The organism is Hallella bergensis DSM 17361 (genome assembly GCF_000160535.1).
Classification (GTDB): Bacteria; Bacteroidota; Bacteroidia; order Bacteroidales; family Bacteroidaceae; genus Prevotella; species Prevotella bergensis.
Genome location: NZ_GG704780.1, coordinates 669120 through 685563, shown reverse-complemented (window position 1 = coordinate 685563; position 16444 = coordinate 669120). Strand labels below are relative to the sequence as shown.

Genomic DNA, 16444 nt, shown 5'->3' with positions numbered 1-16444 from the left:
GTCTCCTTACTTATTACCATTAAACTCGAAGATGGCCTTATACGGCTTGCCAAGTACACCACCAACTACATCGCACTCCAACCTGAGATTGAGGACTCCGTCCCTTGCGTATGATGTGCCAACGGGAACTGTTACCGTGAAATCACTGTTCACCCAATCCTGTTTCCAAACGGACACTCTGATATGCCCTTTGCCAGTCGCGCTGATGATGTTGCCATTGGCATCGGTGTTGAGCGTAACCCGTTCGTCCGAGAAGTCAATCTCGTGTTTTGCAGGTCCAGCTTGGAATTCCAAAATACCGCGAAGTGCGTACATACCGCCTCCCCTGTCAACCAGTTCGAAATTCACATAGTCTTGGAAACGGTAGGCCACATCCTTCTTTTTGTTCATATAGGCATGAATGATTTTGCCCGTGTAAACTCCTGCCACTTTCTCGCTTCCTTGTGCGAAAAGAACGTTGTTAAACCCATTCACCTGCGCATTGGCAGTGAATAAACTTGTTGCGATAAACGCAAGCATCAAAAATAACTTTCTCATGTTTTAAAAAATTAAAAAGTTGTGAATGAATAAAATGAAAGAACATAAGTGGTGAAATCACTTAATAATCCTTAGACCAGTCATAGGCTTTCATTTTTCTTGCCATTTTGCCGAGAACGGAGTTCATACAAGAAAACGACGTGCCACTACGCAAAGTTCCCTTGTTTTTCATAACATATTCCTTTGCATTAGTCGCATCAAACAATTCCTTGGAAATAGTAAATATAGCCTCTTTTTTCTCAGTTGTGCCATTAGGCATTGTAACTGTATGCTCTTCAAGCTTGTTCGTCGGATAAGTTATTTTACACTTAGGTAAATCGTATAGGTCCATGTTTGGCACAAAGGCGAAGTTCGCAAAATTCAGCTCTTTCAAGTTCGGCAGTGCAATGAAACTCAGTGTACTGGTGTGCTTCGCTTCTTTTGGTAGCGTTATCTTCTCCAAATTCGCACAGTTCACGATTTCCATATAGCTCATCCCTTCAGAGGCTATTTCCGTCTGATAACCTCGCTGTCCCCATGCCTTTACCATGCTAAAATCCAGTTCCTTGAGAGATGGGTTATCGTTGATGCTCACTTTCATGAGATCCGTGCAAGCACTGATGTCTATACCATTTGGCGTACTGACATTGGTCAATATCAAGCCCTGCACCGTCTTAGGAATCTTGAGATATGGTATCGACGTTGTAAATTCTTTCTCGCTTTCCGTGTAGGTAACAACTGTAGTACCTCTCCAGCCCTTGTTGTGTATGATATATTGCAATCCCTCGAAATTATTAATATCTGCCTCCATAAATGCCGTTGGCATGACAGCCTCCTCTGGATTAACAATTCGTTTGGCAATATCTACCTTGTCGCCAGTAAAAATACTGGGGAAAACCTCTTTCATACCCTTGCGCAGCACTTCGTCCGGCACCTCGCGCAGTGTGTTGTACTTCTGCAAAGTTCCTTTTTCATCGCTCATCTGCATATCAACGTCTTTTGCAGTCGTGAAGAAATTCACGATTTCGTCCTCGTTGTATTTTGCACTGTTGGGCAGGTAAAGTTTGTTAAGATGATGCAATATCGTGATATTGCCGGTTTCGTCCTCTTTGGTCAACCCTGTAAACTCATAAATCTCATTGCCGGTTAAATCAACACCGGTGATTTGCGAGGGGAGTTGTGAAAAGTCGAATGAAAGTTTATAGTCATTGTTCGACAGCTTCACCTCCTTCAGGTTGGGCAGAATGTCAAGTCCGCTGAGATCTTTGAGTTTGGTTCCACTTAAATCCAATGTGGTGGTTTTCTCCGCCAAGTCGTTGAGTTCCAACTTGCCGTCTTTGTCAAAGGCAAAGCCCCTCTTTTTCAGAATGTCCATCAACTCTGTGTTTTTAAGGGACTTTGTACTGTAATTAATTGCCTCGTCCTTGTTGCATGAGGCAAGCCCCATTACAAGAAATGCCATTACTGGCAGTGCGATTTTTCTTATGGTTCTCATTTTTTTATATTAATTAAACTGTTTTGGTGCAAAGATAGGTTATTTATAATGATGCCACAATACCCAAAATCTATGATTTTAGCGGACAACTCCCTATCCTCATTTATGAGGATATAACTATTTGTGGTGATTTCCCTCTGATTTACGCTTACTTATGCTAAAACGGTATCTCAAAGAGAGAAGGACATAGCTTCTGATTTGTGGACGATAGCTCTCGTGATAACCGTATTCCGTAACAGAGCGCATAAGGGGGGTGCGCCTGTTCAGAATGTCGTTCCACTTGAACGAGAGGGTTGCCTGTTTCTTTTTGAGGAAACGCCACGATGCTCCGATGTTCAGCAGCCACTGGTCGTCATCAGTCACCGCATAGGTTCCGCGATGCAGGCGACCGTTTGCGTCGCCCCAAATCTGCACATCATGGGGAATGTCGATTGTGCCACTGACACCAAAATCGTAATCAAAAGTGTTGACACGAATGTCTGTCAGAAGGTTATGTGAACGACTCGTCTGCAAACTGCCATGCAGGTCTATACTTCCCCATTTAGGCTGATAACTGCCTCTAATGGAGATAGAGTTTCCGTATATGTGCGTCTTACATTTCGAGGAGTTGCCTTGCGTTTGTTCGTTCAGGAAATAGACGTGGTTCTGAAAAGAACCTCCTGTACTGCCCGACAGCACGAGACGCTTTATCTGCTTTTGCCATTGCAGCATTCCGGAAACGGAATAGTTTCCTCCAACGTTTACCGTCCTGTAGGTCCGTGCGCCCGTATTTTCTTCATACGACACCTCGTTCGCAAGATCATTGAATGTGTTCCTCCAGTTGCCCGTCAGGGTCAATCCGGATTTTTGATGATCCAAACTAAAAGACAGCTGCTGACGAAATGATGGATTAAGGTTAGGATTTCCCAGTCCATGGTAAAGCGGATTACGCTTGTCGTCAATCGTCAATAGTTCCTGAATGGAGGGCAGCTGACTGCTGCCGCTGTAACGCAGTTCCATATCCAGGCTTCGTCCGTTCCATTTCACATTGAACATAGGCTTGTATTCAACGGCTCTGACGGTGGAGTCCACGGCTTGCAGTGTGTGCCGGCGGCTGATGTGGCGCTGCTGCCACTCCACATTAATGCCTCCGTTGATTTTCCATCGACTGCCCTTATAGTCCATTTGCAGCCTGATCTGCTGTCCCAATGTAGATAGTGCGCTTTCATAGCTAAGGCTGTCGATATGTAGATGCTGCATGGCATCGTCATAAGTATCGCTTGTGTTCATGCTCTTCTCGTTTCGCAACCCATAACTGACCTGCAATCTCAGCTGTTTGCCAATGGGCTGTGTGTAGCGCAGAGACATCAGGGCTTCGTTTCGTCGTGAAGGCATCTGCTGGCAGAGGTTGCGAAGGAGAACGGAGTCATTACCTAACGCATTGAGCAGATGATGGAATCTGGTCTTTGAAAGGCTGCTGTTCTCCGTTCTGTCTGAACTGCCGCTGAGTGATGTCTCAAAAGTGATGGAGGCTCCACCCTTACCGATGCGTCGGGTGAAGTCGGAAGAAAAGTAATATTTCCTGTTGTTTCCCTTAGCACCGCTTCTCAGCATTCCCGAGGTCAACGTGTCTGCCCTCGTGCTGTTTTGCTCATAAAGAGAGGTCGTGTTGTCAGTCAGGTTGTCCGAATTCCCGAGGGTTCCGTTGAACATGACATTCAACAGTGTCTTTTCGTTGATGTTGTACTGAAAGCTTATAATTGCCGAATGGTTATGACTTTTACCAAGGAAGAATAACGTGGATTTTTGATAATTTGTTCCAGATGTAAGGTATTGCTCATAGAAGTCGTCGCTCGTGCTTTCATTATGGAAGGTGTTGAGCGAGAGGTTAGCATTAAACGTAATTTTTTTACCGAATTTCTTCACGATGTTTCCCGCCAGTATATTCTGAAAATTATCTTTTCCCACGCTCGTGTTGCTCAGGTTGTCTGAACGGATTGTCAGCGTCGCGTTTTCGCCATTCGCATTGAACAGATTACCCTGCATCTCATCCTTACGCCTGTCTTGGCTGCCATGCTCTGCCGTAAGAGAACCCGTCAGGCTGCCATTATAGGAAGATTTCGTCTTGATATCCAGCACGAAGTTGTCAGCCCCGTCGTCCACACCCGTCATTTTCTCTAGAGCACTGAGCATGTCGTATAGCTTCAGCAACTCCACGGCATCGGCAGGCAGGTTTTCCAAAGCAGCGATGATGTCGTTGCCCATGAACTTTTCTCCGTTGATATTTACCCCATTGAGAATTTTTCCCTTGAACGACAAAGTTTTGTTGTTCCTGTCATACTCCATACCCGGAATTTCCTGTATCAGGTCTTCCAGATTAGCTCCCTGTCTCACCCGCAGACAATTGGTATTGATAAAGGTCGTATCCTTCCGCATTGTAATCAGTTTGCGCTCGCCGATAACCAGAACTTCATCAAGTTCTATCGTTTTTTTGAGTAAAGAATCCGACCTGAGTGTGGGGGATATGGTATCACCCACAACAATATCCAATATGATGGAATTAGCTGTGAGATTAAACAGAAACAGAAGGACAAATGTCAAAAAAGGCCTTTGAGTCATCATTTTTGCAAAGTTATGGTTGTCAATCAGAATATGCAATACCTTAAAATGGCGATTTTGCAAAAATCATAAATACATAAATTTGTATTTTTAATTCTGCTTTTGATTATTGTTTGCTCAACCAATAATTTTCTTTTCCTGGTATTTCCTACTACTTCCCAACATTTCCTCATTTCTAAATTCATAATATTATTGCTATAATTTTGCTGTTCGATAATGAATTATTCATTCAATAATAAATGATTTATGGAATCGAACAACAATGACAATTATGTGCTGGTATTAGAAGACCGCGCGGAAGTGAAGAACGAGAATGAAGCTGGGAAACTCTCAGTGGTCTCTGGGATTGACGACAAAGGCAAGCTCCAAACAACGGAAGCCAAAAACGTGCATCAGGTAGCCTTTTTGAAGTTCAACAACAAGGATGGCTTGTTGAAGAACTTCATGACCAATTTCCTCAAACAGTTCAACGAGCCGTCCCGTTTCGGACTCTACAAAGTAGTAGCTAACAACGTAGAACAAGGTGTGGCATCGCTCCACACCATGCTTCAGAACCGTGAGAAGCCAGAGAACAAGCAGCAGTTGGCAGATAGTCAAGTGCGCTTTGACGACTTCCTACCCAAACAGAAGAATGCCACTGCGATTGACGAGTCAAAGATAGATTGGAAGCAGCTCGACAACCTCGGACTTACCCGTGAGCGATTGGAACAGAGTGGAGAGTTGGCAAAAATGCTCAACTGGCAGAAGAGTAACCTTGTTACCATTGCCATACCTATGGGTGATACCACCATCTACACCGATGCCCGTTTGGCATTTCGTACCGATGGCGAGGGTAATATCGGCTTGGCAGTTCACCCGCTTCGCAAAGAGCCACAGCTCGACTTCCCCTATATGGGACACAAGTTCTCTAATGAAGAGAAAGAACAACTCCTTGCAACGGGTAATCTTGGAAAGACCATCGAGATAACGCCCAAAAAGGGCGAACCTTTTGCCGCATACGTCTCCATTGACCCTCAGACCAACGAACTCATTGCCCTTCGTGCCGACCGTGTGGCTATTCCAAAGGAAATCAAAGGCGTTACGCTTTCCGATGCGCAGTACAAAGACCTTGTAGAGGGCAAAGCCGTGAAAGTGGAAGGAATGACCGCTAAGAGTGGTAAGTCCTTTGATGCTACCCTGCAAGTCAATGCCGAGAAGAAAGGCATCGAGTTTATCTTCAACAACAAGCAAGGCTTGAAGGAGCGACAGCAGCACAGCCAACAACAAGGCGCACCACATAAGCTCTGCGGTTTGGAACTCTCCGACAAGCAGCGTGAAGCCTTGGACAGCGGTCGCACACTTTATCTGAAGAACATGGTGGACAAGGAAGGGCAACCTTTTAATGCCTACGTCAAGATGGACAAGGAACAGAACCGCCCGCGTTTCTACAAGTGGAATCCAGACAAGAAGCAGGAGACCGGCAAGGAAAAGGTGGTAGCCGTAGCCGAAGAACACAAGACACAGGTTGCAGTGAACAACCAAGGCAAGACCAACGAAGCCACCAAGAACGTGAACGAGCCGTTAAAGTCCGGGCAGACACAGCCCACTGCCGCCCAAAAGCAGAAACAGGACGAGAAGAAACAGCAGCGCCGTGGACCCAAGATGTAACCCTTAAAACCAAACCCGACTATGATTACTTGTATTATTGCCGAGAAACCCTCGGTAGCCAGAGATATAGCCCGTATAGTAGGAGCTAATACCAGACAAGACGGATTTTTGGAAGGTAGCGGTTATGTGGTAACATGGGCGATGGGACATCTCATCACCCTTGCCATGCCCGAAGCCTACGGTTTTGCAGCCTATAAAGCCGAAGATCTGCCCATCCGTCCCAATCCTTTCCAGCTTATCGTGCGACAAGTTCGTAAGGATAAGGACTACACGTCAGACCCCGCAGCACTCAAACAGCTCAAAGCTATCCGAGGTTGTTTCGACAAGGCTGACCGCATCATCGTAGCCACCGATGCTGGGCGTGAAGGTGAACTCATCTTCCGCTATATCTACAACCATTTGAACTGCCACAAACCTTTTGACAGACTTTGGATTTCCTCCCTCACGGATAAAGCCATCCGTGAAGGACTTGCCCATCTCAAGGCAGGAACTGCGTATGACAATCTCTATCACTCCGCCAAGGCAAGAAGTGAAGCCGATTGGCTTGTGGGCATCAATGCCAGCCGTGCCCTGTCCATCGCACGCAAAGGCGGTTACTCTTTGGGACGAGTACAGACCCCTACACTCGCAATGGTCTGCCGTCGGTATATAGAAAATCGTGATTTTTCTTCCGTTCCATATTGGAAACTCTCCGTAGCAACAGAGAAAGAGGGCATATCGCTGAAAGCCGTGAGCAGTGGTGCATTCGAGAGTGAAGCCGATGCACAGTCCGCTCTCTCTTTGCTTCGCGAACAGAGCAGGCTTCAGGTAATATCGGTCGCAAGAAAGGTAACGCATACGTCGCCACCCCTCTTGTTCGACCTTACCACTCTACAAAAGGAAGCCAACAAAAAGCATGGCTTTTCAGCAGATAAAACCCTCTCAATAGCTCAGAGCCTCTATGAGAAGAAAATCACGACCTATCCCCGCACCGGCAGTCGATACATCAGTGAAGACGTTTTCGAGGAAGTACCCGCCTTGCTGCGCAAGATAAGAGAAACACTTCCGACTCCGTTTAACCGCCATTCGGTGGACAGCGACAAGGTAACCGACCACCACGCCATCATCCCTACGGGTGAAACTCCATCGGGACTATCGGCAGATGAAACGACCATCCACCAAATGGTAGTCCGCCGTTTCATCGAAGCCTTTTCTCCCGATTCAGAGGAGGAGCGTATGCAGGTGGAATTGTCCGACGGTACAAACACCTTCATTTGGAAGGCATGTCGAAGCATTTCTTTGGGCTGGAAAGCCGTACAGCAAGGTACTGGCACGAACGATGAAAAAGGTAAGGAGGATGAAGAACAGACTTTATCCGTATTGCCCAATCTAACAGAAAACGAGGTGTTACCGCTACTTTCTTCAGAAATTACCGAGCACAAGACCAAGCCGAAACCGCTCTATACTGAAGCGACTTTGCTTTCTGCTATGGAAAACGCAGGGAAAGAGGTATCAGATGCAGAAAGTAAAAGAGCAATGGCAGAGTGCGGCATCGGTACACCTGCCACCCGCGCCAACATCATCGAGACATTGATTCTGCGAGACTATATCCGAAGAGAAAAGAAGACGGTAGTCCCGACAGAGAAAGGCTTGGCAGTCTATGAGATTGTCAAGGACAAACGAATTGCCAATGCAGAGATGACAGGTTCGTGGGAACTGACCCTTGCTGCCATTGAGGCAGGACAGATGCCCCCCGAGAAGTTCGCGCAAGGCATCAACTCCTACGTGGAGACGATTTGCGAGGAACTCCTTGCCCTTGCTCCACCGATGCAGAAGTCCTATCCCACCTACCGCTGTCCCAAATGCGGCAACGAAAGCGTGGGCATCTATGCCAAGATTGCCAAATGCAGGCACGAGGGCTGCGACTTCCACATCTTCCGTGAAATCTGCGGCACGTTCCTTTCCGAAGACAATATCCGTGATTTGATAACCACCGGGCGAACGCCCATCCTCAAAGGCTTGACGAGCAAGGCAGGCAAGAAGTTCAACGCACGTCTTGTTCTGGGCGAAGACTATACCACCTCCTTTGAGTTTGAGGGAAAGAAAGGCAAAGCACGAGGGAGATAACTCTCACAGAATCGGAGATAAAACAAATTAGTTGGGAGATAGTAAAAAGAACTATACGTCAGAAATGACCCCCCGACTAATATTCTCTCTCCATCTTAAAACAGAAAAACTATGGCATACAATAAGAAAGCAGTCTTGGAGGGCAATACGGAAGCCATCCGTATGATCCTCCGATTAGAGAAAGAACGACGTGAAGCCACCGAAGCCGAGAAAGTCCTGCTCAGAGGTTATCAAGGTTTCGGTGGTCTGAAATGCGTCTTGAACCGATGTGATAATCCCGATGACCTCCGCTATTGGAGTGCATCGGAGCAAAATTTGTTCGAGCCTACCCAAAGGCTCAAGCAGATGATTTACCGTGATGCCGTCGATGCCAACACCGCCAAACGCTATTGGGAGAGTATCAAGGCAAGCGTACTAACTTCCTTCTATACCGATACCCGTATCGTCTCTGCCATTGCCGATGCCCTTAGTGCCACCGATGTGCAAGTAAGACGATGCTTGGACCCATCGGCAGGTGTGGGAGCCTTTACCGAAACCTTTGCCAAACAAGCAGGCATGGTCGATGCAATGGAAAAAGACCTGCTGACGGCACGCATCACACAAGCCCTGCATCCTTACGGCAAGGACAATATCTTTGTTCGGCAAGAACCCTTTGAAGCCATCGGGGAATTGGAAGAGAAGGATAAATACGACCTTATCACCAGCAACATTCCCTTTGGCGACTTTATGGTCTATGACCGTAGTTATAGCAAGGGAGAGAATATCCTTAAACGGGAATCCACCAGAACCATTCACAATTATTTCTTTGTGAAAGGGCTGGACACTATCAAAGAGGGCGGACTTCTTGCATTTATTACCTCGCAGGGCGTATTGGACAGTCCCAAAAATGAAGCCATCCGCCGTTACCTCATGCAGAACAGCCGGCTTATCTCCGCTATCCGTTTGCCTTCGGGTATGTTCTCCGAGAATGCAGGTACGGATGTTGGCAGCGACCTCATTGTCCTGCAAAAGCAGTCGGGCAAGGAAATTGGTGAAGGCATCGAGCAGCAGTTTGTACAAACCGCCTCTGTTCCCAAAGGCGACGGTTTTTCTATTGCGTTCAACCACAACTCACTCTTCGAGGGCGAATGGAAGAATATTTCCCACCGCACGATTGCCACAGACAGACAAATGGGTACGGATCCATACGGCAAGCCCGCTTGGGAATATACGTTTGACGGCGGTATCGAGGATATGGCTGACAGTCTGCGTACACAGCTCTCTTTGGAAGTGGAGCAGCGTTTCGATCGTAAACTCTATGAAACTGGCATACCCATGACCGGGGAGGAATGGCAGGTACACGTGGACAAGATGGTGCAGAAAGTGCAAGGAGGCTTAAAAACGGAAGAAACACCTCATGAACAGGAAATCAAGGATAAGGAAGAAGATAATGCCTATAATCTGATGCCTGATAGCATCAAAAAACAGCTTCCCAAACTCTATAAGACAGAAAAAGAACTCATTGGCGATAGAATAGCCTACGCTCGCTACTTTTTCCCAATGGGGGCTTACACGGCTTATCTATTGGAGTACGACCCCAAGGAGCGCATCGGCTTCGGTGCTGTTACGATGGGCTACGGCTGGGAATTGGGTACAATGTCGCTTGATGAAATGGAGGAAGTAAAGGTCAGAGGCTTGGGAATTGAGCGGGACTTATACTTCAAGCCCACAAAATTGCACGAGATTGCGGAGCTGGAGGAGATTGTCAGAGGACAATACACTAAAGAACCCATCATAGAGGAAGTCAAGGAAGAAAACCGTCAGGAAGTTCTAAGACCAGTACAGGAAGACACTCTGCCCCAAGAGAAGGTCGAAGATGGTAATAAGATAGTGGCAGATGAATCAAGAAACGAATCAGAGACAGAAAAAGAAGCACAAGCTGCACAGGTACTTCCAACAATAGAGCCTGAAACTGAACCTGCGCCAGAAGGTGTCCCCGTAATTACCCTTCAAAGACAATACGAACAAGAAAGCCGTGAAATTCGCACAGACGTGGAATCCCCACGTGAAATGAACGGACAAACTGTATTCTTTGATGAAGACCATCATCCGATTATAGATAGCGCCATAGAGACAGAAGCAACGGAACAGTTCTTGTTTGCCCCGGAGGAATATAGTCTTTGGACACAAGATGTAGTCCGTGTAAATAATGAAATCAAGGAGGCTGCTCAACAAAAGAAGCTCAGCGAAAACCAATCACTTCCTGCGAGCAGGCAACCCAAGCCAGCAAGAAGCACCCCAAGCAATCCCCGCAGAAACAAGAAAACTGCATCTGCTCCCGTCAGAGAGCCCTCGCTCTTTGACTTTATGGAGGAAGCCGAGCCTCGCAAGCTACAGCCCATAGCAGAAGTCAAGAAAGAGTTTGACGCTTCACCGCGTCCCTTTCTCTCATCGCCCGACTCTCATCTGAGGGACGGCTCTATTGTCATGCAAAAAGGACAGGTTGGCTTTCTCTCTGACCTGAAACGACATCCCACTTTCAATCCTATGGACTTGCCCTTTGCCCAGCTCTCACGGCTGAAAGCATACATTGAGATTAGGGAGAGTTATCACAGACTCTATGATTACGAGGCGAACAACCAAGCGGAGGACAAGGAAGAGCGTGAGAAACTCAACCGTCTTTATGATGGCTATGTAGGTCGTTGGGGGAATTTCAATCAAAAGACAAATACCGATGTCATCAAAATGGATGCCACAGGAGTGGAAATGCTGTTCTTGGAACGCTCCGAGAACGGCAAGTACATCAAAGCGGACATCTTCGACCATCCGACGGCTTTCTCCACCACCGAACTGTCCATTGCCGCAGACCCGATGGAGGCATTGGGCGCATCACTCAACAAATACGGCACGGTGGAACTTGACTATATGAGTTCCCTGCTCCCCGACATGGAAGAGAGTGATATGCTTTCCGCCTTGGAGGGGCGCATCTTCTACAATCCCGAAGAGAACAGCTACGAGGTAGCCGACAAATTCATTTCAGGCAACGTGATTGAAAAGGCGGAGCGTATCGAGTCGTGGCTCTTGGATCATCCCGAACACGAGGAAGCAAAGCAAGGTCTTGCCGCCCTGCGTGCCGCCACGCCTACGCCCATTCCCTTTGCCGATTTGGACTTCAATCTCGGTGAACGATGGATACCTGCCAAAGTCTATGGCAAGTTTGCTTCGGAGTTCTTCGAGACAGACATCAACGTGTCCTACCATTCCAATATGGACGAGTATTCCCTTGTCTGCGACCGAAAGAATGCCAATATCTGGCACAAATATGCCGTGCAGGGAGAATTTCGCCGATATGACGGCATCAACCTGCTGAAACACGCACTTCACAATACCATTCCCGACATCAACAAGAGCAAGGAAGTGACGGATAAAATTACGGGAGAAACCAAGACCATCAAAGTAAGGGACGGACATGCCACACAGATGGCGAACGCCAAGATTGAGGAAATCAGACAGGGTTTTGTGGACTGGCTCGGACGGACACCTGACACGTTCAAAGAGCAGCTCTCTGACCGTTACAACCGCCTTTTCAATTGCTTTGTGCGTCCCAATTTTGACGGTACGCACCAGTCGTTTCCCAACCTCGACCTTAAAAGGTTGGGCATACCAGACCTTTATAAGAGTCAGAAGGATGCCGTATGGATGCTCAAAACCAATGGCGGAGGTATCTGCGACCACGAGGTGGGTGCGGGCAAGACGCTTATTATGTGTACGGCTGCCTACGAGATGAAGCGGTTGGGATTAGCCAACAAGCCGATGATTATCGGACTGAAGGCAAATGTATTCGATATTGCCGACACGTTTCGCAAGGCTTATCCCAATGCCAAGATACTCTATCCAGGCAAGAACGACTTCAGTAAGCAAAATCGCCAGCGTATCTTCAACGACATCAAGAACAACGATTGGGATTGCATTATCCTTACGCATGAGCAGTTTGGCATGATACCGCAGGCTTTGGAGATACAAGAAGTGATTTTGCAGAAAGAAAAAGATTCTGTGGAGGAAAACCTTGAAGTACTCCGTATGCAGGGAGCGGACATTTCCCGTGCCATGCTCAAAGGCTTAGAAAAACGTAAGCAGACCTTGGAAGCCAAGTTGCAGGGCATTCAAGACAGCATTGCCGAGCGCAAGGACGATGCCGTGGATTTCAAGATGATGGGTATTGACCACCTTTTTGTAGATGAAAGCCATCAATTCAAGAACCTGATGTTTAATACTCGCCACGACAGAGTGTCGGGCTTGGGCAATCCGGACGGCTCGCAGCGTGCGCTCAATATGCTCTTTGCCATTCGCACTATACAGGAGCGGTCGGGCAAGGATCTGGGGGCGACATTCCTTTCGGGAACTACTATCAGTAATTCACTAACAGAATTATACTTGCTTTTCAAATACTTGCGCCCGCAAGCCCTGGAAAAGCAGGGCATCAACAGTTTTGACGCTTGGGCAGCGGTCTTTGCCAAGAAGTCCACCGACTATGAGTTTTCCATCACGAATGAGATTATTCAGAAGGAACGCTTCAGAACCTTTATTAAAGTGCCTGAACTCGCCTCGTTCTATGCGGAAGTATAGGAGTTGGAAGCAAGAAAAGGAGAAGAATGTGTATCTGATTGAAACACAAGATATATTGCCTGCTTTCTCATTGGGTTGCATCAAGGTAAATAGGCGAAAAAAGGAGTGAAAAAGCAAGAGTTCAGTTACCAAATCGTTCGAGAAACGATGAAAGGAAAAGAACGGCTGGAAATGGTAACAAAAACGGTGTTTTCTCTTTCATTATCAATGTTTTGCATCGCTATAAGTTCCTCTGGGAAGTATAATTTTGTAAGCAAAAAAACAATGGAAAAAGAAAAAATCAAGCTGCTTTTCTACCTCAAAAGAGGTACGCAGGACAAAAACGGAAAAAGTCCCATCATGGGACGCATCAGTATCGGTCGCTCAATGGTTCAGTTCAGTTGCAAATGTGCCTGTACGCCAAAAATTTGGGATAGTCGTAAACAGCGACTTGTAGGAAAGAGTTCCGAAGCCGTATCAGTGAACAGGGAACTTGACCGACTGCAAGTAAGTGTCCATCAAGTTTATGAATCGCTTTCGGGCAAGTTGAACAACACTGTCACGGCAGGGAAGATAAGGGAACTTGTATTCGGGTTAAACAGCGAGTCGCAGGGGCTGCTTCATCATGCGGACAAGTATATCGACCGCTTCCGTGAGCGAGTTGGCATAGACCGCAGCGAAAGAAGACTGAAATGTCTGCTGCTCTTCCGCAAGCATCTGTCTGAATTTCTGAGATGCCGCTACCATGTGGACGATATTCCCGTGCAAAAAGCCGATACAGCCCTTATCAAGGACTTGGAGGAGTATTTTGCCAAAGAAAAGGGTTTTAAACTCAACACTTCGGCTGGTTATCTTACTATGCTGGCATCCCTGCTCAAAGACCTGCACAAACGGCACATCATAGACTCCTATCCTTTTATCGGTCATTCCATCCGCTGGGACGTTGGAACACCCCGATACATTACAAGGGAGGAAGTAAACAAGATTGCAGCATTAACCGATAACGAACTGCAAGGCTACGAGCAGATGTCGAGGGATATGTTTCTCTTTTCGTGCTATACCGGTCTTTCCTACACGGATGTGTACCACCTCACGGCAGAGCATATCATCCACGAGTCTGATATGGATTGGATACGCAAGCCGAGAGTGAAGACGGGCAATGTATGTCACATTCCATTATTACCCGAAGCATCCGCCATCATTGAGCGGTACAGGGGCATTCATACGAGGGCGTTCCGCCACGAACCCCCAAAAGGGTATCTGCTGCCCATACCAGGCTGTGACACGTTGAACATACACCTCAAAAAGATAGCACGGCTTTGCGGTATTCAGAAAACGCTGACCTATCACATGGCAAGGCATACCTTCGCATCGCAGATGACGCTTTCAGAAGGCGTGTCCATCGAAAGCGTATCGAAAATGCTCGGACACAGCCAGATAAAGACCACACAGGTGTATGCAGAGACTTCTCCAGAGCGTGTCTTTCGGGATGTGGAGAAGATTCTCCCTCTCATCGCACAATATCGTTTAATCAACTAAAAGTCCAAGAACAATGAAAAGTACATTTTCAATTCTATTCTATATAGACAGAAGCAAGACAAGCGAAAGGAATGAATGCATTATCCGCTGCCGTATCACCTGCAATGGTGCGTCTTCTTCATTCTCAACAGGTTTGTACACCTCTCCCGATGATTGGCAATCAAAGAAAGGGCGCATAAAAGTGGTGGCAAACAGAGCGAATGCCGTCAATCTGCAACTGAACTCAATAGAAGAACGACTTCACGCACTCTATGAACTCACGTTAAGAGAAGAGAACTACATTACGGCTGAATACCTGAAAGAGCAGTACCAGCACCAAAACAAACCCACCCCGACACTCATAGAGGTTTACCAATCCGTCTGTGAAAGCAAGGAGGCATTGCAGGGCAAGACGATAGGAAAGGCTACCGTCAGGGCTTTCAGGGACAGTAGGAAGAATTTTGCACTTTTTCTAAAAAAAAGGGGAAGCGGGGACTGTCTTCCCAAAGAGGCAGACAAGGACCTCATAGAACATTACCGCCTGTTTATGCTACGGGACTTGGGAAACAAGGAAAGCACTGTTTCCAACCGTCTGCGCCACCTGCATCAAGTCATCCGAAAAGCATTGCAAGAGCGATATATCCGTGAAGACCCTTTTGAGCAGATAGACATTGAAACGCCCACCTACGAGCGCAATGCCCTCACTTCTGACGATTTACACAAACTTCTCTCATATCGTCCTCACCGCTCGGTGGACAACCATTGCAGGCTCATCTTCCTCTTGGGCTGTTTTACGGGGTTAGCTTTTTCTGATTTAAAGAAACTCCGAATGGACGATGTTTACACACTTGACGATGGGCGCAGGTACATATCGCTCTGTCGCACAAAAACTCAGAACAGAAGCATTGTTCCTTTATTGCCCATTGCCGAAGAGATACTCACCATTGTCAGCGACGGACAAAAGGAGGGGTTGCTCTTTCGTGAGTTCCCCACGAATAGCCATTTCAACCGCAAGATAAGGGACATCATCATCAAGGCAGGACTCCCACCTCATACCGAAGCCACCTCGCACACGGCACGACATACCTTTGCCACGACCATCTGTTTGGAGAACGGCTTGCCGATAGAAACCGTCAGTAAGATGCTCGGACACCGCTTCATTTCAACCACCGAACTCTATGCAAAGGTTAGCAAGAGCAAGATTGCACGTGAGATGCAGCCACTCATGGGTAGCAATACCACAAGGCAACTGCGAAAGGCCCTGCGTGTTTGTCCGCCAAGAAAGCCAAGCATAGGATAAAATGATTTTCTTAGACCGTTAAACAACCATCATTAAGTATCAACACTAAATAAGGACAAAATGAAAAAGAACAACAAACAGGAACTTTCTTACTTTCGATTGAAATTAAGAAGTTATATGAGTGAGCATCACCCCGAGAGGTTGCAAGATACGGAGTTTATCACCACACGGGCAGATATGGCTCTCACAGCTTACTGCGATGCCGTGGCGCAAGGTTTCACTCACCCCGAAGCGGAAAGCATGGCAAGCGAGGTTTTGTATCAAGGCTTGCACTTTTCCAAGTATGATACGCTTGTATCCGTGTTTGAGAATGAGTTTGAAAGGGAACTGCCTGCACCTCTCCCAGAGAAACTCGTACCTATATTGTTGTCGAATAAGGCTATTCAAGCCACATTCGACAAGTTCGGTTTGACGGACACATTTGCTTCTGACGAGCAATACGACCGTCTTTACACCGAACTCACAGGCACGATAGTGCTGCTTACCAAGAGCAATCATTTGCCAATAATCGGTCAGACGGAGAGGTAAGCCCAAAGGCGTTGTAAGCAAAGGCACACGCAAAGTCCCTGATGCCGTTTCTTATCGTGCAAAGGTACAACGGCAGCCAATCTGCCCTGACAAGGTCAAGTCCTGCGGATGGAGAGAAGAATCTCCACCGCAGGATTTTTCTTTTCAAGTTT

Annotated in this window: 9 protein-coding genes; 6 read left to right on the top strand and 3 right to left on the bottom strand. The window is 47.1% G+C overall.

All coding sequences use genetic code 11. The annotated features are described in order from the left end of the window. Positions 1 to 6: 6 nt before the first annotated feature. From HMPREF0645_RS02600 to HMPREF0645_RS02590, 3 genes are all read right to left on the bottom strand, one after another. Entirely contained in the window at positions 7 to 537 is a 531-nt protein-coding gene (locus tag HMPREF0645_RS02600) for a hypothetical protein (protein WP_007173281.1), read from the bottom strand. 61 nt (positions 538 to 598) lie between these two features. Further along, a complete protein-coding gene (locus HMPREF0645_RS02595) occupies positions 599 to 2011 on the bottom strand; it encodes a leucine-rich repeat domain-containing protein (protein ID WP_007173280.1) in 1413 nt (470 codons plus the stop codon). Between the two features lie 117 nt (positions 2012 to 2128). Beyond that, complete coding sequence (locus tag HMPREF0645_RS02590) at positions 2129 to 4612, bottom strand: outer membrane beta-barrel protein (RefSeq protein WP_007173279.1); 2484 nt, start codon at positions 4610 to 4612, stop codon at positions 2129 to 2131. Between the two features lie 243 nt (positions 4613 to 4855). On the opposite strand from HMPREF0645_RS02590, the gene HMPREF0645_RS02585 reads away from it, so the two are divergent. From HMPREF0645_RS02585 to HMPREF0645_RS02560, 6 genes are all read left to right on the top strand, one after another. Then, positions 4856 to 6256, top strand: a complete 1401-nt coding sequence (locus HMPREF0645_RS02585; protein WP_007173278.1) for a DUF3945 domain-containing protein — start codon at positions 4856 to 4858, stop codon at positions 6254 to 6256. Between the two features lie 21 nt (positions 6257 to 6277). Continuing rightward, on the top strand, positions 6278 to 8362 hold the full coding sequence (locus HMPREF0645_RS02580; protein WP_007173277.1) for a type IA DNA topoisomerase: 2085 nt from the start codon (positions 6278 to 6280) through the stop codon (positions 8360 to 8362). 111 nt (positions 8363 to 8473) lie between these two features. Further along, on the top strand, positions 8474 to 12967 hold the full coding sequence (locus tag HMPREF0645_RS02575) for a DUF2958 domain-containing protein (RefSeq protein WP_007173276.1): 4494 nt from the start codon (positions 8474 to 8476) through the stop codon (positions 12965 to 12967). Positions 12968 to 13231: 264 nt separating this feature from the next. Then, positions 13232 to 14485, top strand: coding sequence for a site-specific integrase (locus tag HMPREF0645_RS02570; RefSeq protein ID WP_004357082.1), 1254 nt, complete (start codon positions 13232 to 13234; stop codon positions 14483 to 14485). Between the two features lie 13 nt (positions 14486 to 14498). Continuing rightward, positions 14499 to 15764, top strand: coding sequence for a site-specific integrase (locus tag HMPREF0645_RS02565; protein ID WP_004357086.1), 1266 nt, complete (start codon positions 14499 to 14501; stop codon positions 15762 to 15764). Between the two features lie 60 nt (positions 15765 to 15824). Then, on the top strand, positions 15825 to 16292 hold the full coding sequence (locus HMPREF0645_RS02560) for a DUF1896 domain-containing protein (RefSeq protein ID WP_004357085.1): 468 nt from the start codon (positions 15825 to 15827) through the stop codon (positions 16290 to 16292). The last annotated feature ends 152 nt before the right edge of the window (positions 16293 to 16444 follow it).

Bases quoted from the DNA above. Each gene is read 5' to 3' on its own strand.
- HMPREF0645_RS02570 (WP_004357082.1), top strand. From the start codon at position 13,232: ATGGAAAAAGAAAAAATCAAGCTGCTTTTCTACCTCAAAAGAGGTACG.
- HMPREF0645_RS02585 (WP_007173278.1), top strand. From the start codon at position 4,856: ATGGAATCGAACAACAATGACAATTATGTGCTGGTATTAGAAGACCGC.
- HMPREF0645_RS02565 (WP_004357086.1), top strand. From the start codon at position 14,499: ATGAAAAGTACATTTTCAATTCTATTCTATATAGACAGAAGCAAGACA.
- HMPREF0645_RS02595 (WP_007173280.1), bottom strand. From the start codon at position 2,011: ATGAGAACCATAAGAAAAATCGCACTGCCAGTAATGGCATTTCTTGTA.
- HMPREF0645_RS02580 (WP_007173277.1), top strand. From the start codon at position 6,278: ATGATTACTTGTATTATTGCCGAGAAACCCTCGGTAGCCAGAGATATA.
- HMPREF0645_RS02590 (WP_007173279.1), bottom strand. From the start codon at position 4,612: ATGATGACTCAAAGGCCTTTTTTGACATTTGTCCTTCTGTTTCTGTTT.
- HMPREF0645_RS02560 (WP_004357085.1), top strand. From the start codon at position 15,825: ATGAAAAAGAACAACAAACAGGAACTTTCTTACTTTCGATTGAAATTA.
- HMPREF0645_RS02575 (WP_007173276.1), top strand. From the start codon at position 8,474: ATGGCATACAATAAGAAAGCAGTCTTGGAGGGCAATACGGAAGCCATC.
- HMPREF0645_RS02600 (WP_007173281.1), bottom strand. From the start codon at position 537: ATGAGAAAGTTATTTTTGATGCTTGCGTTTATCGCAACAAGTTTATTC.